We start from the raw sequence: 21,963 nt of genomic DNA, 5'->3' as shown, positions 1-21,963 counted from the left end.
ATGGCGCAAATGTAATAGCCGGTGTAGTGGTGAGGCTTTTTTAAAGGGAGTTTAGCATTTTTTTAGCATTGTGTAGGTGTCCGCTTTCGCGAAAGCGTAAAAAAACCACTGCAATAGTACATCACAGTGGTTGTAGTAAGATATACTGCTAAGCCAGCGGCTATCTTTTAATTAGAAAGATCTAGTGCATTTACAGCATCTGCGATTTCGTAGCCTAGGCGTAATCCCTCTGTTGAGTCCTCTTGTATATGTACTCCCAGCGGTACTCTAGAAAAAGCATTTTCTGAAGCCATCTCGCTGAACGAGGTATAACTACGTGGCGTGCCTATAAAATCTATAATGTAATCAAAACCTAGGTAGGTGTTGTCTGTAAAGTCTATAGCATCTGTGCCAAAAAAGTCTATAAATACCCCTCCCGCTGCTCCTGCAAATGTTGCGTGGCCAGAAGGATAACTAGGGAAAGCCGGATTAGGCGCCACCACAAATCTCGCAAGATTAGTCGTAAAGTCTTCATCTATAAACTCATTAATGTAGGTGCTAGGTCGCTGCGTGTTATACGTGTACTTATCATCCCAAGCAGACACGGCTGCGTCATTTATAGCAAAACTAAGACGCAATAATAACTCCAGAGTTTGGTCAAAATCAAGGTCATATTGCTCTATAAGTTGGTTTGCGATAGAAAACTGTCTTCCAGGTGGGCTTATCATAATACCCTCTACATCATCTGCCCAAAACTCGGCAATCCAGAGGTTTTCATCATCACCATTTGCAGCGGCGGTGGCAATGGTATTTACAGAACTCATACTCATATAGTAGTCACTTGTTGCGTCTTCACTATAAGTAAGTAAGGAGTTAAAGTCTGTACTACTCGTTTCTTCGGGTTCTATTACAAAGGCGCGTACCTCTCTCCAGTACGGAAACCACGCATCCTCATCATCACTAGCCGCCCAGAGGCCATCACCTACGGGAGCTACATAGTCTGCCGGAGTTTGATCTCGCACTTGTTCTTCACCAGCCTCATCTGTCTCGCTGTATGCAATAACGCGTCTTGCCACGTGTCTTCCCCATCTTCTGGAGTTACTTATTACTTCATCACTAAGGCCTTGCTCCAGCTCTTCTTCTTTGTTATTTCTAAATCTAAAGACATCACCACGTGCCTCTGGCGATATGCTAAACATAAAATGATCAAACGCAATCGCATACGCTCGGTTAAGTGCAAGATCTAGATTTACGTTATCCTCAAGCTCATTAATATCTACATCCAGCTCGCCTAGTCTCTCATTATTTGAGGTATAGCCATCCATAAAAGGCACGGCGGTCTCGTAGCCTGTAAGGTGTATGTAGGCTAGGGAGCGTGTGATGGTGTTAGGGCGCATATTATTAGTAAACTGGTCTATGCTCACCCAGAGGTCGCTCCACTCTGTAATGAGCTGTGCGGTTTGATCTGTAAGGGCTATGGGATCATCATCGGCTGGGGTAGTGGTGGTTGTTGTGGTGTTGTCATCATCATCTGCACAGGCATACAGAAAGAGAAATAGCAAGATCGCTAACACTTTGATTTGTGAAGTTTTCATATATAAGGGTTTTTAAAGATTACAAACTAATAGCCCATCGCAGTTGCCGTAGCAGTGCGCACATTTTAAATGGACATATTTGTTTGATTGACCCTTGGTATAGATCTCGGTATTACTAACTACAACTTAGATGTTTGGATAAAAATTGTAGTACATAGGGATGTTACCTCATATACAAACGCTAAAAGTCTGTATAATAATATGTAAGATAGTGTTTTTTTTAAATAAATTGTATTTGGGCGGCGAGGCTAAGTGCTTTTTACAAGCTGTGTAATGGGGGTATTACGCTTTCGCGAAAGCAAGATTCATACCCTTAAAACTCATTTACCAGAAGAGTAACCATATAAAATTACCCACCACAAGCAGCTGAAGCACAAAAAGCAAGATGCTGAGGTCCTTCTTAAAGCGAAATTTAATACCAATGGCTAGCAACAGCAGCAGCGGAAGCACAAACCCAGAGACAAGCCTAAACGAGTAAATGCTGCGATCTTGCGACGGGAGTATGCTATAGCTATTGACTTCTTTACATAGTAAAGAGACGGTATAGCTCATAGATTTACCTTCTGCAGACTTTGCAATATCCTCTGCTACCGAAAATTGGTGTTTTGGCGTAACAACTTCATAAGAGTTGTGTGAGTTGCCACCAGCGTTATAGTACCGCTGTTTCTTTTTTTGTACACGAGTAACCTCTTCTGTATACATCTTGCCTGGCAACGCAAAGTCTAAGAGCGTCACAAGTGCCAGAAGCGCTGTGATGCCGTAGATGGCAAGTGGTACTATAGATGGTTTGTTGTGCATTTATGGGGTAGAAGTTTACCTACTAATTTATATTACTCTTTTCGTTTATAAATCAAGACATATTTTTCTCTATCAGCAATGGTCATTGCGTCATCTGAGTACATAAGTATTTTACGTATAACTGGTTTCTGGTAGTAAAAACCGTCCTTTCTTTTTTTTACTATTTTTGCCTTTTTAAGTGAAGGTAGAAACTTATGGTCTGGTGCAATCTGAAGTTCTAGGTTAATTTCTTTTGTTTTTTTATCGAAATACCAAGTGCCCACAGAGACATTTAATGGGTTAAAACTTTTATAAGTTCCATCTTCTTTAAAAATGTAACTATCTCTATTTACATTTTCAATACCCATATCTCTTCCAAAACGGATAAGCGGAATTTTGGTTTGCTTATCTCCATTCTCATCCTGTAATTCTATGAATTCCCATTCTCCTATTAAATCATCTTCGGTCAAATTTTGAGAGAAGCCGCTGTTATAAATTAGTATGGATATAATTATGAATACTATTTTCTTCATTTTTTGATCTTTTTTGTTAATTTCTCAAGATACTATATTGTTCGTAATTTTAAAATAAGTCTAATTTTAGACTACTTAATTTCCTTCCACTTACCTCTTCTGTATACATCTTGCCAGGCAACGCAAAGTCTAAGAGTGTCACAAGTGCCAGAAGCGCTGTGATGCCGTAGATGGCAAGTGGTACTAAAGATGGGGCTTTGCTCATTTTGTGAGGGGTGAAATTATTCACTCTCTTGTGATTAGTTTTAAAACCTCTTGTGCTACAAATTTTCCGCTATTTGCAAAGGAGGCTGTGACTAGCCTATTTTGTGCATCTATAATCTCATAATTAATTTTCTTGTCGTGATTATAAACTTTTAAATGAGCACCTCTTTTTTTGAGTTGGACCTCCATATCGTAGGGGAGTAGCTTGCCATAGTCAGACTGTACCATTATATTTTTTTCGTTCCAAGAGGGAAAGCTTGTCATAGTTTTGTCTTTTACAAGATACTCGCCATTACTTAAAGTTACATCTATAAGTGTCGCTGTGCCGTGCCCCACACTGCCTATAACCCCGCCAGACTCATAAATTTGAGCAATAAGAGCTTGTATTTCTGGGTTAGTATGTGTGTCCCAAAACTGTCCATATCCTCCAGGTATCATCACGGCTAGATACTCATCTGGATTAATCGAGCTGGGTTTGAGACTGTGCGCTGTCTTGTTTATAAAATGATCTGTTTTTATAATTTCTTTTACAAGGCTTGTGGTATCACCACTATGGTATATGGGAATTGCGCCTCCTTGCGGTGAGACAATGTCTATGTCGAGTTGCTGCTCTGTAAAGGTTTGAAAAGGAATGGCTAGCTCTATGAGGTATGTGCCATTTGGTGCGCCTTTTAGCGTATCTACATTAGTGGTTATAAATAGTATTTTTTCTTTTTTTACGGGCTTTTTACAAGAAAACATTAGGCAAGCAATGATTGCTGTAAGTATACTTATCTTTTTCATAGAGAAGGTGTTGTGAGGGCTTTATAAGGTGGTGGTGTAATGTGATTATGAAGTCAGGTCTGAGAGGTCTATAAGCCGTAGTGAGATGCTCTGAGCTGTTAATGCTATGTGGGTCATTTTAATAATCGCTCTGCGAGTAGGGAGGTGTTTTTTATTAGAAACAATTTGATTTCTTATTCATTTCTTTGATGGCCCAATACCTATAGGCACTCATCAAGAAGTTGTTTGTATAATTTTGATTGTCCGCCAGATCCCGGTAAAAAGTTATCTCTATTAAAATCGCTGTCATCCAACGTTGATTTATCTAAAAGATTTTTATAATATGGCTTTTTCACTATAGCTCCTATTTTATCTGAAGCAATGTAGGCGTCTCTAAAGAATCTCATTAAAGCTAGAAACCCTGTAGATTTATTTAAGATCATTTCACGTTCAACTTTCCACCAAGCATCTGGCCAGCGTTCTTGAACTGCGTCGAAAAATTCCCAAATTATTTTAGCTATATCTCCGTCATTTTCATCTATAAACAAATTCCGTAGTGGTCTTTTTTCTAATTCTTTATCTTTAAATTTCTCAGGAGTTTTTCCTTTTTTGTAGGTGTTTCTATCATCCATAGGGTCCTTAGAGAGATAATCTATTAGCTTTTCTGAAAATGTTGCTTGTGTAATTGTCTCTTTCTCCTTGTCATCAGCTGTTCCAAGAATTTTAATTTTATCTTTAAAAGGAGACCCATCTTTTTGATTTAATGCTCTAACAATATTGTGACAAGTTTTCTGAGGGCTTCTGTATTTAGCAAAAGCGAATAAATCTGCAACTAACGATTTATTTACCTTAGTTTGGGTCTTATTGATCGTTGCAAATACTATCGCTTGATCTTCTAATTCCATTTCTATGAAAATAGTTACATTAACATCAAAATCACTCCCTTTTCCTTCAAAATCTTCTAAACCAGCAATTCTGTGCTGACCATCTAAAACTTTAGCAACATTTTCTCTGAATGGCAATGACATTATATTTTTTTCAGAGTCATAATCTACATCCTCCTCATTGATATGTAATATTACCGAAGAAGGAAAAGTCGCATCAACCAAATTCACATATTTTCCCAACTCTTTTACTCTATTCTTGGACAACTCTCTTTGAATACCTGAATATACTTCAACTTCTCTTTTTTCGTTACCAACTTCTAATCTTCTGATGTCTGCATAAGAAATTTTAACAAGATCTTCGTGAGGCATAACACCAATGTAGAATTTCCCAATTGGTTGTTTTACCTCTAAACACTTAATTTCAATTCTCTGATCTTCTGGTCTTATCATAAGTTATAATTGTTTTAAGATATCTTCAACACCTTGTTTTTGGGAAGCTATTACATCAATTTTGCGATGACTTAGTAGATTCGAATAGTAGTAAAGAACAAGTGTTACTATAAATAAAATTCCAGATGAAGATTTAACAAAACCAATGTTATTATTAGTATTGGAAAGTTTCCAAGCATAAAATAAAGACACAACCAAAATAAGAAGACCGCTAACTAATAAAAGAACAGAGTTTAGATCTGTGTTTCTTACTTTATAAGTATAAAATATATAAGCACTTGCGGTTAAAAGCGAGGCGCTATAAAGGTAAAATTGACCGTCGGTAAAAAATATATTCCATCCTTCCCAAGCGTTGGAATTTGCAACGTAAAATAGCAACCCTAATAGTAGCGGAAGCAAATTTCCGATTAAACTGACAATACAAAAGACAGCTGTTTGTTGGTGTTCTTTCATTCTAAAAATTCTTGATAATTAATTCTTTAACTTTTATTCTTTCTTTTTTGCAAGATATAAATCTATATGCGCTGCATTCGATTATTTCCCAATCTTTATACATAGATCTTATGTCTTCTAAATCTGCATTTGATATTACAACTTTACAACCTTTGTCCGATTGAATTTTAGCAAAGTTGGCTAAATCTTCTTGTGAATTTTGATCGAATTTGTCTAGAGTATAATGGTTGAAGTAAGCAGTATCAGATAATTTGGGATATGGTGGATCTAAATATATTAAATCTCCTTGTTGCGTAAAGTCTTCGATACTATCATAATAGTCAAATGAAAGTGTAGCAGATTGTAATTTTTGACTTACATCTTTAAGATGATCCAAACTTGAAAAAGCAGGATTTGCTTTGCCGAAGGGAACGTTGTATTTTCCGGATTTGTTTACTCTGTATATTCCATTAAATGAAGTTCTGTTTAAAAAAATAAATCTTACGGCTTGTTCTAAAGTTTGATCACCACTGTGTCGATTAAATTCATCTCTTATATCATAATACATCGAATCAGTTACAGGTGTTTTAAATTCTGTTAACTCGTTAAATATTGATTGTGGATCATTTTTTATTTGCTCGTAACAATTTATTAAGTTGGGATTTAAATCAGATAAAAAAGAATGCTTAAAATCACTTTTTAAGAAGAATGAAGCTCCACCAAGAAATGGCTCAAAAAATCGATCAATATTATTTAAATCTAAATTAGAGAAAATTTCATTTATTAATTTTTGTTTTCCACCAGCCCACCTAATAAATGGCTTCAAGCTTTTGTTTTCTTTTTCCAGATTTACTTTTATTTTTTCTTTCATCTTGGTTTTTTCTCCTTGCACCCAAATAGTATATAAATTTAAATGCTAATATAGTGTTTACTATCTCTCCATAGATACGGATTTCCGTAAAGCGGGTCTTAATATTTTCTTAAAATAAGTACTAGTAAAAAACGGAGAGGCTACACATCATCATTTATCTCCACCCAGTAGCCATCTGGATCTTGAAAGTACACCTGCTGTATGCCGTCGTTGCGCACATAATCTTTAGTAGGCGTGCCGCGCCAGTCTGAGTAGTCTATGGCGAGGGTTTTGAGGTGTGTGATAAAACCGCCCAGATCATCTGTGGCTAGGGCAAAGTGTACGGCTTTATTGGTTTTTATGATGGCATCTGGGCGCGGTATGAGGTGTAGTTGTTTGCCATTGCCCATCGCGAGCCAGCGGGTGGGAGAGACAGAGGCGGTGTTTTCTATCTCGGTAAAGCCAAAAACGTTTTGGTAAAAAGCGACAGCCGCCGCCACATCTGTCACAGAGAGCGCTATATGGTTAAAGGTAAAAGTATGCATAGGTGATGATTGTGAGGTTTAAAGATCATCATTTTTTTAGGCACAAGCAAGCCGGTGGTGCGGCCATCTGTCTCGGGGTAGGTGGGGTTGTGGGGTGTTACGCTTTCGCGAAAGCGTACACTAAAACCTAAATGAGTTTAAAGCAAAGCTTAGAAAGATACTGGGTACTACCTACATTTATTACATTTAAAGAGCTGCAACGGTCTAATAACCTACAGCTCTTCCTCCTTTGTTTAATTCTTTTATAGTCGTGCCAGATAGATTGTTTGTAGAATCTCTCATAATCCCTATCCAGTAACCCGGCATCGTAGTATTATGTATAAAACTGTTTGCGTTGAGCTCATTAGCTCTTGTAAATACATTTTCTTTAAACTTAGTGGTATCTACCGTGCGTGAGAACGACCCGTTGGGTAAGGGTAAAATATATCCTAGACTAGGGAGTTCTATAGCTTCTTGAGGTGATAGGTTATATTCCATTACGGCAAGTAAGCTCGTAACAGTTTTTGCGTGAAGACCTGCCCCTATAGAGGCAAAGCCTAAGACGGGTTTGTTATTTTTTAGAACAATACCTGGGTTAGTGGGATCTGGTAATCTATTACCCGGTCCTGCAGCTGCAACCGCTTGCTGCTGAAAAGATGCGGGATCTGGAATTGAAACACCGTCTACAAAAATCCCTGTTCCTCCCCAGCTTACAGCATTAATGCTGTGTGTCATAGCACAAATGTTTCCATTTATGTCTATTGCAACTATTGCGTCTGAATGTTTTGGAGCGGTATCTGTTGCGGCAGCATCACCAAATAAATAACCTTGCTTCATAAGTTCATAAAGTATCGCCGAATTTTCTTTTTTTACTCTTCCTGATGGTGAGAAATCAAGATTAGGGATAGCACTTAAAGCATCTTTGTAGTACGAACCAATCTCGCCTATTTTTATAATATCCGAAAGTTCTTTAAGTACTTTTGGGTCTTCATAGTAACGAGATTTATCTGACAGCTTTGCCTGTTCAATCAAGTTTAAAGCCTCAATGGTATTTACCCCACCTTGAGCTGGAAAACCGTGTACATAAAGACTGTAATCTTTGTAATCTTGTTTGAGAGGTTCACTCCATATTACTTTGTAATTTTTTAAATCATCTAGTGTTATTTTTCCTCCTTCGGCTTGTACAATTTCAACAAATTTTTGAGCCCACGCACCCGTATACATATAAGAACTGCCTTGGTTTGCTACTTTTTTTAAAGTTTTGGCTAGTTCGGGTTGTATAAATGTATCACCTACATTGTAATAAGTTCCGTCATTTTTTGTAAAAACAGCTTTTGTTTCGGGCAATCTAGAAAGTATTTCTTGTCTGTACTTAAATTGCTTTTGTAATCCCTGGTTCCATTCAAAACCATTTTCTGCAATGTGAATGGCATTTTCAAAAATATCGGCAAATGGTAATTTCCCAAATTTTTTGTGTGCTTCTTCTACACCTGCCATAAAACCAGGTACTAACACAGACCGGCCATCTGTATTTACTGCCTTTTTTGTAAAATCAAAACTTACATTACCAGCAATGGATAATGGGTCGTTTTCGTTTTGAGCCGTGTTAAACGAGGCGTTCATATTGTGTACTTTACCAGTTTCGGCATCATAATATACTAGGTTCATAAGCCCTGCATAACTTACCCAAGACCCTCCTGCAAGTGTAATTTGTGCGAGTGAAGTACTCAAAGCCGCATCCATCGCATTTCCACCTTTCTTTAAAATGTCGATACCACCATTAAGCGCTTGTGCTCCAGTAGTACCAGAAATCATAGCCTTAGTAGGAGTAGTGCTTGTTTTTTTCATATCCTTTTCTTTAATTTTTGAAGCACAAGAACAAAGCATTAATAGTGCTGCTAGAATTGTTAGGTTTTTCATTTTGAAATTTTAAATTTACTTATTATATCTCTCTAGAACCATATTTTTTGTAGTTTGAAAAAACTGTTCTCCTACAGTTTCATCATTCATACAATAGGTCATCTCTACGCCAATTAAGATTGAATTCAAATAAATAATTTCATCTTCAACATTAGCTACATTTCCGTTTCTGAAAATAGCTCTTAGGCACTCAAACATTTTTTTGTATTCTTCAATGCTGTTTAGATCGAGTTTAGAAACAAAATTGGGCTCATTCAACATTATACTGAAGTAGAGTTTGTATTTAGATTTATGTTTTTGCAGTCCAGATTTAGTGATTTCAAAAACAAGGTCAATACACTTTTCAAGAGGTAGATCACTCATCTCAATAGTGCTTAAAGCATTCCATTGAAGAATCAACCAGTCTAGAATAATCACACGTATCAACCCTTCCATATTTTTATAATGAAAGAACAGTAAGCCTTTAGAAACATTGGCTTTTTCAACAATCATATCTGCGGTTACATTTTTATAACCGTGTTGATCAAATAAGATTAAAGCACACTCTTTAATGCTATCTTTTTTAGACATATGAAATTTTTATCAATAAAAAATTGACTAATTAGTCAGTAAAAGTAATATACTTTCTCAAACAAACCAAATGGGAAGCTGTTTTTGCCTCATCAAGCTAGCTGGAATTACAATGCATTTGGCTTAATGAGACTAACTGTCTAGTGTTGAAAGACGGTGTGTATTGAGAAGTACGCTTTCGCGAAAGCGTACCCATATCCATTGTTAAAAAAATGGCTATAAAAGTCTCTTTTTGGGTTTTAATTCACGGGTGGAGTCCGTAATTTAGATCCCTGCTATGGATTCAAAATTAGAAGTATATATTGAGGGCTTAAATGATGCCCAGCGTGCACCTACACTACATAAAGATGGTGCCCTTATCGTGATTGCGGGCGCGGGCTCTGGTAAAACACGTGTGCTCACAATGCGCATCGCATACTTGATGTCACAAGGGGTAGATGCCTTTAATATCTTGTCGCTCACCTTTACAAATAAGGCGGCACGTGAGATGAAAAAACGTATTGCCGGTATTGTGGGTAACAATGAGGCAAAAAACCTATGGATGGGAACCTTTCACTCCATATTTGCAAAAATCTTGCGTATCGAGGCAGATAAGCTAGGCTACCCGTCTAACTTTACTATTTATGATACCCAAGACTCACAACGTCTTATAAGTGCCATCATCAAGGAGATGCAGCTAGATAAGGATATCTATAAGTACAAGCAGGTACAAAACCGTATCTCTTCTTTTAAAAATAGCTTGATCACGGTGCGTGCCTATGCAAATAATCCAGAGCTGGTAGAGGCAGATGCAATGGCAAAACGCCCACGTATGGGTGAGATCTATGCAGAGTATGTAGATCGCTGTTTTAAAGCCGGCGCGATGGATTTTGACGATTTACTGCTGCGCACAAATGAGCTGCTCAACCGTTTTCCAGAGGTGCTTAATAAATACCAGAACCGTTTTAAATACATACTGGTAGATGAGTACCAAGATACAAACCATAGTCAGTACCTTATTGTAAAGGCACTCTCAGATAAGTTTCAAAATATCTGTGTGGTGGGTGATGACTCGCAGAGTATATATGCCTTTAGAGGGGCAAACATTAATAACATTCTTAACTTCCAGAAGGATTATGAGAATGTGGCAATGTACCGCCTGGAGCAAAACTATCGCTCGTCAAAAAATATTGTGGAGGCGGCAAACAGCGTGATAGAAAAAAATAAAACCCGTCTTGATAAAACCGTATGGACGGCAAACGAAGATGGAGGCCAGATTATCGTGCACCGCTCACCTACAGATGGTGAGGAGGGACGCTATGTGGCAAGCTCCATTTTTGAAAATAGAATGAATCACCAGCTTAACAATGGTGACTTTGCGATACTGTACAGAACAAATGCACAGTCTCGTGCAATGGAGGATGCCCTGCGCAAGCGTGACATCCCATATCGTATTTATGGTGGACTTTCCTTTTACCAGCGCAAGGAGATAAAGGATGTACTGGGCTACCTGCGTGTGCTGGTTAACCCAAAAGATGAGGAAGCACTCAAGCGTGTGGTAAACTACCCTGCCCGTGGTATAGGCGGTACCACCTTAGACAAGCTTACGGTGGCGGCAAAGCATTATGGCCGCTCTATGTTTGAGGTGATGGATAAAATAGAACAGCTAGGTCCCTCGATGAATATAAATCGCGGTACACAGACCAAGCTTAAGAATTTTGTCACGATGATTAAGAGTTTCCAGATTCTTAATGAAGAGAGTGACGCCTTTACCGTAGCAGAGACGGTTGCAAGAAAGACAGGTCTATTACAAGAACTTAAAAAAGACGGTACCCCAGAGGGAATTGCTCGTATAGAAAATATAGAGGAGCTCCTTAATGGTATGCGCGACTTTGTAGAAGAGCAAAAAGAGCTGGCAGATGCCACTGGCTCGCTGGCAGAGTTTCTAGAAGATGTAGCGCTCGCTACCACACTAGATAATGATACGGGTGATGATGACCGTGTGGCACTTATGACTATACACCTTGCAAAGGGGCTGGAGTTTCCATTTGTATACATCGTGGGGATGGAAGAAGATCTCTTTCCTTCTGGTATGAGTATGAGCACACGTAGTGAGCTAGAGGAGGAGCGACGTCTCTTTTATGTAGCACTTACTAGAGCAGAGAAGCAGGCATATCTCACCTACACAGAGTCTCGCTATCGCTGGGGTAAACTGGTAGATGCAGAGCCTAGCCGCTTTATAGAGGAGATAGATGATAAGTATCTGGACTACCAGACACCTATGGAGAGCTACCGCTATAAACCGCTTATAGATGCAGATATCTTTGGCGATGTAGATAAGAGTAAACTGCGTCTCAAGAAGCCGGTAAGTGGCACACCGCCTAAGGTGGGAACACCTACACAAGACCAACTACGCAAACTCAGAAAGATACGTCCAGCCGCTGGAGATAGCGCTACGCCATCACTGGCAGGTAGCCTAGAACCAGGTACTGTCGTAGAGCACATACGTTTTGGCAAAGGAATTGTAGCGAGTATAGAAGGCAAAGGTCAAGACCAAAAAGCCGAAATCAATTTTGAAAACGGCGGACTTAAAAAACTGCTTCTGCGCTTTGCAAAACTTAAGATTGTAGAGTAGTAGGTGAGGAGTGATAAGGGTTTTTGTTACGCTTTCGCGAAAGCGTAAACAGCCTCATTACACCTTACTTGCAACACAGTTGTTTATTCTTCTATCGCAAGGTAGAGGTCTATATATTGCCCTATCTTGGTTCGTACGTCTAGGTAACTTGTCTCGTCCCAGTTGCCGTGACCACCATCATATACTGTAAAGATGTGAGGTACATTATTGTTAGATAATGCCGTATCTAATCGCTGCCCGTTTGTGAGGGGTACCAGCGGGTCTTCATTACCATAAAACTGTAGGGTAGGGCTGCTATCTACATTTGCTACGATGGCAGGGCTTAATGCTTCGGCAAGGTTTGTATTTGCCGGGTATGCGCTCTCATCTGTAAGTGCATCTAGATATTGCTCAAAACCAGGCTCATCTGCATAAAAAGGATCTGTAAAATCTGATGGTCCCACTATGTTTGCTACAAATTTTATTTGGTCTTGTGTATCATAGGTATAATCATACATCATAGCCAGATGTGCCCCAGCACTAAGGCCTATAAACCCATACTCGTTAAGAAAGCTTAGCTCCTCGTGGGTGTCGTCTAGTTGATTTATTACCGCCTGCACATCTAGAAACTGGTTAGGAAACGCAGGCACATTAGGTGGGTCTGCCAGTACATAATTCATATTTACCACTGCGTGGTCTGGGTGTTGCGATTGCACGAGGTCTATAAAAGCAGTAACATCTTCTTTATCTCCTTCTACCCAGCCACCACCGTGTATAAGGATAATGGTTTTAGTTTTAGTTGCCTTACGACCAGCAGGGAGGTAGATGTCATACACCTGTAATGGGGCATCACCATAGGATACATCTGTAAGTACTAAGGCTTCTAGATCTGCCTCTTCTGTAGGACTGTCATCTGTTGCAACAACATCATCTGTGATAACTTCTGGTACTAGCTCCTCGCTATCAGAACAGTTTATTGTTAAGAATGATAGTAATACAGCAAGTAGGAGTGTGTGTAGCGGTCTCATTAAGATAGTTTTAAGTACTAACGTATAGATGTGCTTTTTATGTTAAGGTTGCGTTAGTTTTTTATAGAGTTTGTGGCAAACTCCCTAACTTTAAATAAAAAAGAAGATGATTAAAGAAGGAACAAAAGTAAAATGGAGCTGGGGAAACGGCACAGCAGAGGGTAAAGTACAGTCTACGTTTACAAAGAGTGTCACCCGCACCATAAAAGGAAACGAAGTTACCCGCGATGGCGAAGAAGGAAATAAAGCCCTCTATATAGAGCAAGAAGACGGTACAAACGTACTCAAGCTAGAAAGTGAAGTAGAGCGCGCAGACGCATAATACCTCCTAATTATACACAGCGTCTTAATGGCGCTGTTATTCTTTGTAATTTTAACCTATCTAAATGTTATGCTATGTCACAGTTTATAAAACTCTACGAGGAAAACCCAAACCCTAAAGATCTCAAGCAAATTGTAAAGATCTTAAAAGCTGGTGGTCTTATTATTTACCCAAGTGATACTGTATATGCATTGGGCTGTGATATCACAAACGCAAAAGCACTAGAAAAGGTGGCGCAGATAAAAGGCGTAAAGCTTGCAAAGGCAAACTTTTCTTTTGTGTGCGAAGATTTAAGTAATCTCTCAGATTATGTGCGACAGATAGATACAAAGACCTTTAAAATATTAAAACGTGCCCTACCAGGGCCGTACACCTTTATATTACCTGGTAATAATAACTTGCCTAGCTCTTTTAAGAAAAAGAAGGAAGTGGGTATACGTGTTCCAGATAATGAGATAACAAGAGCTATTGTACGTGCACTAGGAAATCCTATTGTATCTACCTCTATTTATGATGAAGATGAGGTTATAGAGTACACCACAGATCCAGAGCTCATCTTTGAGAAATGGCAAAATAGGGTAGACGTAATAGTAGACGGGGGTTACGGGGGTAATATACCTTCTACCGTAATTGATCTTACAGGTGATGAGCCTATTCTTATAAGAGAAGGAAAAGGAAGTCCAGAACTATAAATAGAAAAACCTCTTCAAAGGAAGAGGCTCTTAACTAAATCTAATAAAAAGATTTGGGGGGCTTACTAGCTCGTAAGCTAGTAACTTATTCTCCGCCAGCTAGGGCGTCTGTTGCTATTGTAGAGAAGTTGTTATCGTGATAAACTAACTCATCTAAGCTTAATGTGTTGATGCTGTTTGGAAATTCACCGCTAAAATCATTATCAAAAACACTTAGTTTCTTTAATGATGGTAACATTGCGATTCCTTCTGGTAACTCACCAGTAAACTTGTTACTGTTAATTTGTAATTCTTTTAAGTTCGTAAGACTTGTGATTGAACTAGGTAACTCACCTTCTAAATCATTGCTGTAAATACTTAGTCTTTTCAGTTTTTTTAATCCAGAAAGATCTGCTGGTAATGAACCTTCAAGACGGTTAAAGAAAAGATCTAAATACTCAAGCGAACCCATTGCAAGAATATTTGTAGGTATTGTTCCTTCTAGTCTATTAAGAGATAAGTTAATTGTTTTTAACCCTTTTATAGTAGCAAGACTTGCTGGTATTGTTCCTTCTAGTTTGTTGTTGTGTAAGTTAAGTACTTTAAGAGAAGTTAAGTTACTTAATGAAGCAGGTAATGTACCCGTTAAGTTATTGTCTCTTAAACTTACTGCAAGAACTTGATCTCTAAAGATAGTTACACCTTTCCAGTTTTCTGGAGAATCGTTAAGATCCCAAGAGTTTGTCCACTCATTACCATTTGTACTGTTGTATAAATCTACAAGGGCTTGTTTTTGAGCTGGGCTAATTTCTGCAATTGCAAAAGCTGTAAAAAAGAAGCAAAGGATCGTTAGTGTAATTGATTTCATAGTTCTCTTGTTTATGATTGGGTTACTCAAATGTAAGTATGTTTAATCGGTAAACAACACTGTTTTCTCGATTATCGACGAAATACACGATTTTTTAACATTTCATCGTATAATTTGCGTATTTAATCGATGATTTTGGATTTAACAGTGTCTTTAATCGAGTAAAAAATGTGTATATAAACGAAAAAAGGCTACCGTTAATCGGTAGCCTTTGATGAAATCTTGTTAAAATGAAGATGAATTAGTTTCCTTCTTCTTCAGACATATTTTTCATTTCTTCCTCGATCATATTATAAAATTGATCAATTTTAGGAAGTACATAAATCTTAGTTCTTCTGTTTGTAGATTTATTTTCTGGTGTGTCATTTGGTACAAGTGGTACAAACTCGCTTCGTCCAGCTGCAATAAGTTGTGCAGGGTTTGCACCTAGCTCAACAAGCTTACGCACAATAGCTGTTGCTCTTTTTGCACTTAAGTCCCAGTTGTCTATAAGGACACCTCTATTATAAGGTACGTTATCTGTGTGACCTTCTACTAACGCCTCAAAATCTGGTTTACTATTTATAACTGTAGCCACTTTGCCTAAAATCTCTTCTGCTCTAGAGGTAATCTGGTAGCTACCGCTCTTAAAGAGTACTTTGTCAGAAAGAGATATAAATACGACTCCTTTCTCTACATTAATCTCAATGTCTTGATCATTAATACCTACCTCACGTTTAAGGCTAGTTACTAGAGCAAGGGTTACACTATCCTTTTTAGTAAGTGCATCTTGTAGTCTATTAATCTTAAGATCCTTTTCTTTTAGGCTCTCTAGTGATTTCTCAAGATTTACAGCGCCTTGTTTAGTAAGAACTGTAAGGTCTTTAGAACTTTGTATAAGATTGTTCTTATCTTTTCTCATCTCGGCTACACGCTCTTCAAGTGATTTTACACGAGTGGTGGCACTAGCTTTTTCTTCAAGGCAAGCGTTAAGCTTAACCGTAGCAGAGTTTAAAAGGTCTTGAGTTTCTTGCTGTCTTGCTTCTAGCGCAGCATATTCTTTTTTAGAAACGCAAGAAGTTAAGAGTAAAGCGCTGGTGATACCAGCAATCAATAATCGTTTCATATGTTGTTTAACTTTTAAATGTTTGATAAATGTACGAAACCCACTTGCTTGTGGATCATTGTTAACACTTATTTATAGATTTCTTACAGGTCCTTAAAGTACTGCTTTTTTTGAACAAAGTACTTCCAGACTATTGAGAAGGTCTGCGCGTAGGGAGTAGGGTGCTTGAGTGTCATACGGTTAACCAGTAATGATGGTAAGTGGTAATAAAAACTAAAGTGCGCTTTTACAATGGCAAGTAAGTGCTTGGGCTTTCCTGCAAAAAGGTATTTAAGACCAGCAATAGCGTCAAGTATAAGTCGCGAGAAAACGATAAAGAAAGCTCTTATTCCCTTTACGTTCTTCATCACGTTAAACAAGGTATTTCTAAAATTATAAAATGTCTTCTTAGGATTTTCTGATGGAAGTGTAGCGCCACCTAGATGCAATACTTCACTATCACCACTTGCGAGCACTTGATACCCCATATTACGTAAACGCCAGCAAAGATCTATCTCTTCTTGATGTGCAAAAAAAGTTTCGTCTAGCGCCCCTGCTTGCCAGAAGTAAGGTGCTCTTACAAAAAGACAAGCTCCGCTTGCCCACTGTACCTCCCTAGTGTCATTATATTGACCCGTATCTTCTTCACAGGTATCAAAAATACGCCCGCGACAAAATGGATAACCAAATGCATCTAAATAGCCGCCGGCCGCACCAGCATACTCAAAGTGTGTAGGCTTCTTAAGATCTTTTATTTTAGGTTGTGCTGCACCTACTAGTGGATTGTCAAATAATGCAATCATAGGTTTTAACCAGCCTTCGGTAACCTGTACGTCGCTGTTAAGCAAGACATACACATCACTCATAATATGTTTAAGGGCATCATTATACCCCTTTGCATAGCCACCGTTTTCTGAGTTTTGTATGATTTTGGCCTCTTTAAATTGCTCTTGAACATAAGCAACAGAAGTATCTGTACTCGCATTATCTGCGACATAGATTTCGGCGTTTGGGCTATAGGCTATTACAGAAGGTAAAAATCGTTCTAGTAGCGATTTACCATTCCAGTTGAGGATGACGATTGCAATTTTCACGGTGCAAATAAAAGCTTTTTTATGTTAATACGCTTTCGCGAAAGCATAATAAAACCCATTAAGTTATTTATAATCTGGTAGTTCTCTTAAAAAGTCATAACGCTCTGCAACGCTATCTACTTTACAATAGTAATGTGAGAGACCATTTGTAACCATAAGCAGGTCTGCTTGCAACTCTAGATTATACCTGGCTATCTGGTCAAAGGTAGCTTGTGTGATTTGCACTTTTGGCGCCTTGCACTCTACTATGATATACAGAGATCCATCTGGTTTAAAAACGACAATGTCATAACGTTTACGCGTATTTCCTACGCGTATCTCTTTTTCTACATTGATAAGACTTATGGGATATCCCTTATCGTTTGTTAACCATTGTAGTACGTGCTGTCGCACCCATTCTTCTGGAGTTAACACTAAGAATTTTTTGCGTATGAGGTCAAATATATACGGTTTGTTTTCGCTATTTTTGAGCCTAAAGGAGTATGCAGGAAAAGAGAGCTGTTGCATACCGCAATAGTACGAGTTCTACGGGAAAAGCCAAAGGTGAAGCACGCAAAAAACATAGTAGACGATATTAAAAATGGGATCATAAAACCTATCTATTTTTTAAGTGGAGAGGAACCCTATTTTATAGATCAAATCACAGATTACATAGAGCATAACCTCCTTGATGAAGCCGAAAAAGGGTTTAATCAAGTAGTACTTTATGGTCGTGATGTCTCTATAGAAGATATTGTGAGCAATGCAAAGCGATACCCTATGATGGCTGAGAGACAGGTGGTGATTGTAAAAGAAGCACAAGACCTCTCTCGTACAATAGAAAAGCTTGCAGAATATGTAAAAAATCCACAGCCTACAACAGTGCTGGTTGTGGCTTATAAGTATAAGAAGCTAGACAAGCGCAAAGGACTCTCAAAAGCACTTAAAACGCACGGAGTGCATTATGAGAGCAAGAAGCTTTATGAAAATCAAGTAGGTGACTGGCTGCGCCGTGTACTTATAGACGAAGGCTACCACATACAGCCTAAGGCAGCACAAATGCTAGTAGATTACCTAGGTAATGATTTAAGTAAAGTAGTAAATGAGCTCAATAAACTGATGCTTATTTTACCTAAGGGGAGTGAGATTACCCCACAAGCCATAGAGGAGAACATAGGTATAAGTAAGGACTTTAATATTTTTGAGCTTCGTAAAGCCATCTCAGAAAAAGACGTTGTAAAAGCACAGCGCATCGCACAGTACTTTACACAAAACCCAAAAGATAATCCGCTAGTACTTACCGTGGGCCAACTTTTTAGCCTTTTCTCAAGTATATTAAAATATCACGGCTTACCGCAAAAGGATAAAGCAACAGTGGCAAAAACGCTAGGAGTCTCTCCCTTTTTTGTAGGTGAGTACATCACTGCCGCTCGTAATTACCCTATGAAAAAGGTGAGCGCCTGCATCGCCCTCATAAGAGAGGTAGATGTAAAAAGTAAAGGAGTAGGAGCAAGTGCCTTTGCAAGTAATGATTTACTCAAAGAATTGCTCGTAAAGATTATGAACTAAGGGCTAGCCACCTATTATTCGGCGGCGATTACGCTTATTTCTACATTTACGTATTTAGGTAGGTTTGCCACTTCTACGGTTTCTCTAGCAGGTGCTGTTGCCTCGTTAAAGTACTTACCATACACACTGTTTATCTTCCCAAAGTTTTCCATATCACTTATGAAGATGGAAGTTTTTACCACATTTTCAAAGGTCATTCCTGCTTCGGTAAGAATCGCTTTTACACTTTGCATTACAAGCTCAGTTTCCTCTTCTATACTTCCTTTAAAAAGCTCGCCAGTTGCTGGTATGATGGCAATCTGCCCGCTAGTATATAACATTCCGTTTACAAGGGTTGCTTGATTGTACGGTCCTATAGGTGCTGGGGCGTTTGAAGTTGTGATTATTTTTTTCATTAGTATGGTTTTTAGTACGCTTTCGCGAAAGCGTAATTACTACTATCTCTATTATAATTGCTGGTCTGGGGTACGACGTTTGTCATATTTTATATCACTAAGCAGGTTACCGGTAATCCCAATAAAGAAATTCCACGAGGTTCTACTCAGGTCATTATTTACAGGAGGTACCCAGCTAAAGCGCATATTCCAACTCTCAAGATCTCTTGCAAAGTTAAGTGAGGTGTAAGTAATACCAGGGTTTGCAAGGTCATACCCAGTAGATCCTCCTACGGTCCAGCGGTTACCTAGCTTTATATCACCACTTATTACTATAGAGTGGGTGCTTATCTGGTCTTGTCTGGCACTGTTTGCATAACCTACTTGATAGCCAAAACGTAAATTCCACGGCACTTTAAAGGTGTAGAATTCTACTTCTTTTTCTTCCTCTTCCTCATCGGGTTCATCTCTTCCGGCATTTCTATTTCCGGTAATATCTACTCCTTGACCCAGTAAGTCATCTGGACGGCCACCACCAGCAAAGGTTGAGTTTTCTGTACGATCTGTATTACGACCGGGATCTTTTTTACCGCCTTTCTCAAAGTCTCTACTTGAGAAACTGTAACCAAAACTCGCTTGCCCAGAAGTAAGTCTAAAAAGACTACCACCATTATTTATGTTGAGCTTATCTATTCTTTGATTAGAACTATTAAGCGCATAGATATCTAGATTTCCACCAAAGTTGATGTCGAGCTTGTCTTGTATAATAGGTATAGAGCCATTAATATTTATAGGAGAAAGCCTAAGACTTTCTGCTGCAAAATTATAAGAGGTCCTTATGTTAAGATTGTTTATAAGATTTATTTTACGGGGTTCTGTAGCCGTACTGTCTTTGCTTCTCACCTTAGCCTCAAGTGTATTTGCTAGACTAAAAGAAAGTGAGTTAGACACCTGGTTACTAGGTGCTCCAAAAAAACCTCCATCAAAACGCGAGTACTCAACTGTTTCATCAAAAACGTCACTCAATGGATCGTTAGGGTCATTGCGCTCATAAGTGTCATAAAACTGGCTAAAGGCAGGAGTGTATGACCACCCTATAGAAGGACGTACCACGTGGCGTATGGTTTGTATTTTACTACCTTCTTTAAAATTAAAAGTACCATATACCGTTGTACCTAAGCTTATACCTCCTCTATAAGTGCGGTAGGCATCAAACCCGTTTACAGTATCGCGTACCACTGTTTTTGTGTCTTGATCAAAACGCTGATCTATAGTCTTAAAAACCCAGCTTTCTTCAAAATTACCGCTCACAGAAGCACTTATGTAATTAAAGAGTTTAAAATTAGTAGAGATCGGGATGCTGTGCCTTATACCTGTCTGAGCACTCTCAAACATCTCTGAGGTAAAAAACTCATCATCTGTGGTGTTAAAACGATTATCTGCTCGCAGAGCATAGCTTAGGTTTACATTTTTAATAAGTCCTTTTTTAGACCCAGACTTACCTGCAAAGGGATAAATTCTATCTACGTTGAGCTGTGTGGTAGGTAGCGACATTGTAATTTGCTCTGTCTGTGAGTTTTGAGAGTGTGTTGCTGCTACCGTAAGATTTACTGGTACCGTACCCGGGAAGGTACGTGAGTAAGAGACTGAAGAACTAAAGTTGTTATTTAAAAAGTTACCTGTGTTTGCCTGACTTAACGACTGTCTGTAAAAATTACTACTACCTAAGTTTACAGAGGCAGAAAATCTACTGTTAGGACTAGACTTTGTGTCTTGCGAGTGGTTCCAGCGTATGTTATAGGTATTTGTTTCAGAAAAATCTGGTAAGCCTCGCTCACTAAAAAGAATACGCTCAGAGCTAAAACTAAAACGCCCACTAAATTTGTAACGCACCTTATACTCACTATCTGCACGTAGGGCATAACTACCATTTGTATAATAGTCTCCAGTAAGTGCAAGGTTAAAGTAATCGCTTAACGCAAAGTAATAACCTCCATCTGTTACAGAGTAGCCGCGCTCATTGCTCTCACCCACACCAGGTACAATAAACCCAGACACACTACGCTCTTTCTCCATAGGGAAAAAAGCAAAAGGAATCCCAATGGGTGTAGGCACATCTGCGATGTACATATTAGTAAGACCCGCAACCAGTTTTTTACCAGGGACAAACTTTACACGCCTTGCATAAAAGTAATATTCTGGATTGTCTAGATCTTCTGAAGTGGTGATCTTTACATTGCTCATAAACACCACAGAGTCGTTTACACGTTTACTACGTTCGGCTTTGAGGTTTATTTGTTGCCCTCCAGCACCTTCTACGCGTGAGCCATAGATGAGGGCGCGCTGTGTGTCAAAATTAAATTTTATAGAGTCTGGCTGTACTTCATTCACACCCTGTATAAAGACTGGTATTTGAGAATAATTACCAGCAGAGTCTTTTATACCTTTTGCAAACACCGTGTTAGACTCATAGTCAAGTATAATCTCTCCGGCATTAATTTTCATATCCTCATAAAGAATCTCTGCTTCGTTATATAGGTATATTTTCTTTTTGCGCTGTGAGATACGCTGGTAGTCTGTAGCCTTATAGGTTACCTTATCTGTAAGTGTTTCTGGTTTTTTCTTTATAGAATCTTGAGGTGTTGAGAGTAGTTCCTCTACGGTAATATCTTTTGTAGTTAGAGTGTCTACTGGTTTAGCAAGAGTTTTAAAACCTTCTGTGGCACTCTGTATAAGCGTGGTGTCTTGAGGTGGGACACGTCTGGCATCATTCTTGGATGGAACGTCCTGAGCATTTACTGTGAGTATGGGCAGCAAGCAAAGTGAGCAGATAATAAGAAGGAGTCCAGTTTTTGTTTGCAATGGGATTAGCCTATTTTTGTGCGAATATCAATCAAT

Annotated in this window: 22 protein-coding genes; 4 read left to right on the top strand and 18 right to left on the bottom strand. The window is 38.7% G+C overall.

The features are described 5' to 3' along the window. Positions 1–167: 167 nt before the first annotated feature. From MED134_RS03720 to MED134_RS14660, 11 genes are all read right to left on the bottom strand, one after another. Complete coding sequence (locus MED134_RS03720) at positions 168–1,574, bottom strand: vanadium-dependent haloperoxidase (RefSeq protein ID WP_021778703.1); 1,407 nt, start codon at positions 1,572–1,574, stop codon at positions 168–170. A 324-nt stretch (positions 1,575–1,898) separates the two neighbouring features. Then, entirely contained in the window at positions 1,899–2,372 is a 474-nt protein-coding gene (locus MED134_RS03715; protein ID WP_021778704.1) for a hypothetical protein, read from the bottom strand. A gap of 32 nt (positions 2,373–2,404) precedes the next feature. After that, entirely contained in the window at positions 2,405–2,884 is a 480-nt protein-coding gene (locus MED134_RS03710) for a lipocalin-like domain-containing protein (protein ID WP_021778705.1), read from the bottom strand. Between the two features lie 49 nt (positions 2,885–2,933). Next, a complete protein-coding gene (locus MED134_RS15245) occupies positions 2,934–3,089 on the bottom strand; it encodes a hypothetical protein (protein ID WP_158407697.1) in 156 nt (51 codons plus the stop codon). 20 nt (positions 3,090–3,109) lie between these two features. Beyond that, positions 3,110–3,871 (bottom strand): type 1 glutamine amidotransferase domain-containing protein, encoded by a 762-nt coding sequence (locus tag MED134_RS03705; protein ID WP_021778706.1) that lies wholly within the window; start codon positions 3,869–3,871, stop codon positions 3,110–3,112. Positions 3,872–4,071: 200 nt separating this feature from the next. Continuing rightward, on the bottom strand, positions 4,072–5,187 hold the full coding sequence (locus MED134_RS03700) for a DGQHR domain-containing protein (protein WP_021778707.1): 1,116 nt from the start codon (positions 5,185–5,187) through the stop codon (positions 4,072–4,074). 3 nt (positions 5,188–5,190) lie between these two features. Beyond that, the gene (locus MED134_RS03695) at positions 5,191–5,640 is read right to left on the bottom strand and encodes a hypothetical protein (protein ID WP_038597036.1); all 450 of its coding nucleotides are present in this window, start codon (positions 5,638–5,640) and stop codon (positions 5,191–5,193) included. A gap of 1 nt (position 5,641) precedes the next feature. Next, a complete protein-coding gene (locus MED134_RS03690) occupies positions 5,642–6,490 on the bottom strand; it encodes a DNA adenine methylase (protein WP_021778708.1) in 849 nt (282 codons plus the stop codon). 140 nt (positions 6,491–6,630) lie between these two features. Continuing rightward, complete coding sequence (locus MED134_RS03685; RefSeq protein ID WP_021778709.1) at positions 6,631–7,014, bottom strand: VOC family protein; 384 nt, start codon at positions 7,012–7,014, stop codon at positions 6,631–6,633. Positions 7,015–7,218: 204 nt separating this feature from the next. Continuing rightward, positions 7,219–8,913: a gamma-glutamyltransferase gene (locus MED134_RS03680; RefSeq protein WP_021778710.1), complete on the bottom strand. Its 1,695-nt coding sequence runs from the start codon at positions 8,911–8,913 to the stop codon at positions 7,219–7,221. A 15-nt stretch (positions 8,914–8,928) separates the two neighbouring features. Next, entirely contained in the window at positions 8,929–9,483 is a 555-nt protein-coding gene (locus MED134_RS14660) for a TetR/AcrR family transcriptional regulator (RefSeq protein ID WP_021778711.1), read from the bottom strand. A gap of 277 nt (positions 9,484–9,760) precedes the next feature. Between MED134_RS14660 and MED134_RS03670 the strand changes: the two genes are divergently transcribed. Next, complete coding sequence (locus tag MED134_RS03670; protein WP_021778712.1) at positions 9,761–12,097, top strand: ATP-dependent helicase; 2,337 nt, start codon at positions 9,761–9,763, stop codon at positions 12,095–12,097. 83 nt (positions 12,098–12,180) lie between these two features. Here the strand turns inward: MED134_RS03670 and MED134_RS03665 are convergent, their stop codons facing one another. Then, positions 12,181–13,104 carry an alpha/beta hydrolase gene (locus MED134_RS03665; protein ID WP_021778713.1) on the bottom strand — a complete coding sequence of 308 codons (924 nt, stop codon included), beginning with the start codon at positions 13,102–13,104 and terminating at the stop codon, positions 12,181–12,183. 106 nt (positions 13,105–13,210) lie between these two features. Here MED134_RS03665 and MED134_RS03660 point away from each other — a divergent pair, with 106 nt between their 5' ends. Continuing rightward, positions 13,211–13,426 (top strand): DUF2945 domain-containing protein, encoded by a 216-nt coding sequence (locus tag MED134_RS03660; RefSeq protein ID WP_021778714.1) that lies wholly within the window; start codon positions 13,211–13,213, stop codon positions 13,424–13,426. A 74-nt stretch (positions 13,427–13,500) separates the two neighbouring features. Then, positions 13,501–14,118 (top strand): L-threonylcarbamoyladenylate synthase, encoded by a 618-nt coding sequence (locus tag MED134_RS03655; RefSeq protein ID WP_021778715.1) that lies wholly within the window; start codon positions 13,501–13,503, stop codon positions 14,116–14,118. Positions 14,119–14,203: 85 nt separating this feature from the next. On the opposite strand, the gene MED134_RS03650 is transcribed toward MED134_RS03655, so the two are convergent. The 4 genes from MED134_RS03650 to MED134_RS03635 form a co-directional block, all read right to left on the bottom strand. Continuing rightward, positions 14,204–14,965: a hypothetical protein gene (locus MED134_RS03650; RefSeq protein ID WP_021778716.1), complete on the bottom strand. Its 762-nt coding sequence runs from the start codon at positions 14,963–14,965 to the stop codon at positions 14,204–14,206. 241 nt (positions 14,966–15,206) lie between these two features. Continuing rightward, positions 15,207–16,070: a flagellar motor protein MotB gene (locus MED134_RS03645; RefSeq protein ID WP_021778717.1), complete on the bottom strand. Its 864-nt coding sequence runs from the start codon at positions 16,068–16,070 to the stop codon at positions 15,207–15,209. Positions 16,071–16,153: 83 nt separating this feature from the next. Further along, complete coding sequence (locus tag MED134_RS03640; RefSeq protein WP_021778718.1) at positions 16,154–17,143, bottom strand: glycosyltransferase family 2 protein; 990 nt, start codon at positions 17,141–17,143, stop codon at positions 16,154–16,156. A gap of 63 nt (positions 17,144–17,206) precedes the next feature. After that, on the bottom strand, positions 17,207–17,650 hold the full coding sequence (locus MED134_RS03635; protein WP_021778719.1) for a type I restriction enzyme HsdR N-terminal domain-containing protein: 444 nt from the start codon (positions 17,648–17,650) through the stop codon (positions 17,207–17,209). 36 nt (positions 17,651–17,686) lie between these two features. Here MED134_RS03635 and holA point away from each other — a divergent pair, with 36 nt between their 5' ends. Then, complete coding sequence (gene holA, locus MED134_RS03630; RefSeq protein ID WP_021778720.1) at positions 17,687–18,691, top strand: DNA polymerase III subunit delta; 1,005 nt, start codon at positions 17,687–17,689, stop codon at positions 18,689–18,691. A gap of 14 nt (positions 18,692–18,705) precedes the next feature. Here holA and MED134_RS03625 read toward each other — a convergent pair whose 3' ends face one another. Together MED134_RS03625 and MED134_RS03620 are read right to left on the bottom strand one after the other, a co-directional pair. Next, on the bottom strand, positions 18,706–19,086 hold the full coding sequence (locus MED134_RS03625) for a Rid family detoxifying hydrolase (protein ID WP_021778721.1): 381 nt from the start codon (positions 19,084–19,086) through the stop codon (positions 18,706–18,708). Between the two features lie 51 nt (positions 19,087–19,137). Then, positions 19,138–21,927, bottom strand: a complete 2,790-nt coding sequence (locus MED134_RS03620) for a putative LPS assembly protein LptD (RefSeq protein WP_021778722.1) — start codon at positions 21,925–21,927, stop codon at positions 19,138–19,140. Between the last annotated feature and the right edge of the window lie 36 nt (positions 21,928–21,963).

The organism is Dokdonia sp. MED134 (assembly GCF_000152925.2).
Taxonomy (GTDB): domain Bacteria; phylum Bacteroidota; class Bacteroidia; order Flavobacteriales; family Flavobacteriaceae; genus Dokdonia.
The sequence above is the reverse complement of the archived record's forward strand: the minus strand, read 5'-3'. Positions and strand labels throughout refer to the sequence as shown.

What these genes read in the sequence shown, in the direction of transcription:
- MED134_RS03720 (WP_021778703.1), bottom strand. Translation starts at nt 1,574, where the DNA reads ATGAAAACTTCACAAATCAAAGTGTTAGCGATCTTGCTATTTCTCTTT.
- MED134_RS03715 (WP_021778704.1), bottom strand. Translation starts at nt 2,372, where the DNA reads ATGCACAACAAACCATCTATAGTACCACTTGCCATCTACGGCATCACA.
- MED134_RS03710 (WP_021778705.1), bottom strand. Translation starts at nt 2,884, where the DNA reads ATGAAGAAAATAGTATTCATAATTATATCCATACTAATTTATAACAGC.
- MED134_RS15245 (WP_158407697.1), bottom strand. Translation starts at nt 3,089, where the DNA reads ATGAGCAAAGCCCCATCTTTAGTACCACTTGCCATCTACGGCATCACA.
- MED134_RS03705 (WP_021778706.1), bottom strand. Translation starts at nt 3,871, where the DNA reads ATGAAAAAGATAAGTATACTTACAGCAATCATTGCTTGCCTAATGTTT.
- MED134_RS03700 (WP_021778707.1), bottom strand. Translation starts at nt 5,187, where the DNA reads ATGATAAGACCAGAAGATCAGAGAATTGAAATTAAGTGTTTAGAGGTA.
- MED134_RS03695 (WP_038597036.1), bottom strand. Translation starts at nt 5,640, where the DNA reads ATGAAAGAACACCAACAAACAGCTGTCTTTTGTATTGTCAGTTTAATC.
- MED134_RS03690 (WP_021778708.1), bottom strand. Translation starts at nt 6,490, where the DNA reads ATGAAAGAAAAAATAAAAGTAAATCTGGAAAAAGAAAACAAAAGCTTG.
- MED134_RS03685 (WP_021778709.1), bottom strand. Translation starts at nt 7,014, where the DNA reads ATGCATACTTTTACCTTTAACCATATAGCGCTCTCTGTGACAGATGTG.
- MED134_RS03680 (WP_021778710.1), bottom strand. Translation starts at nt 8,913, where the DNA reads ATGAAAAACCTAACAATTCTAGCAGCACTATTAATGCTTTGTTCTTGT.
- MED134_RS14660 (WP_021778711.1), bottom strand. Translation starts at nt 9,483, where the DNA reads ATGTCTAAAAAAGATAGCATTAAAGAGTGTGCTTTAATCTTATTTGAT.
- MED134_RS03670 (WP_021778712.1), top strand. Translation starts at nt 9,761, where the DNA reads ATGGATTCAAAATTAGAAGTATATATTGAGGGCTTAAATGATGCCCAG.
- MED134_RS03665 (WP_021778713.1), bottom strand. Translation starts at nt 13,104, where the DNA reads ATGAGACCGCTACACACACTCCTACTTGCTGTATTACTATCATTCTTA.
- MED134_RS03660 (WP_021778714.1), top strand. Translation starts at nt 13,211, where the DNA reads ATGATTAAAGAAGGAACAAAAGTAAAATGGAGCTGGGGAAACGGCACA.
- MED134_RS03655 (WP_021778715.1), top strand. Translation starts at nt 13,501, where the DNA reads ATGTCACAGTTTATAAAACTCTACGAGGAAAACCCAAACCCTAAAGAT.
- MED134_RS03650 (WP_021778716.1), bottom strand. Translation starts at nt 14,965, where the DNA reads ATGAAATCAATTACACTAACGATCCTTTGCTTCTTTTTTACAGCTTTT.
- MED134_RS03645 (WP_021778717.1), bottom strand. Translation starts at nt 16,070, where the DNA reads ATGAAACGATTATTGATTGCTGGTATCACCAGCGCTTTACTCTTAACT.
- MED134_RS03635 (WP_021778719.1), bottom strand. Translation starts at nt 17,650, where the DNA reads ATGCAACAGCTCTCTTTTCCTGCATACTCCTTTAGGCTCAAAAATAGC.
- MED134_RS03625 (WP_021778721.1), bottom strand. Translation starts at nt 19,086, where the DNA reads ATGAAAAAAATAATCACAACTTCAAACGCCCCAGCACCTATAGGACCG.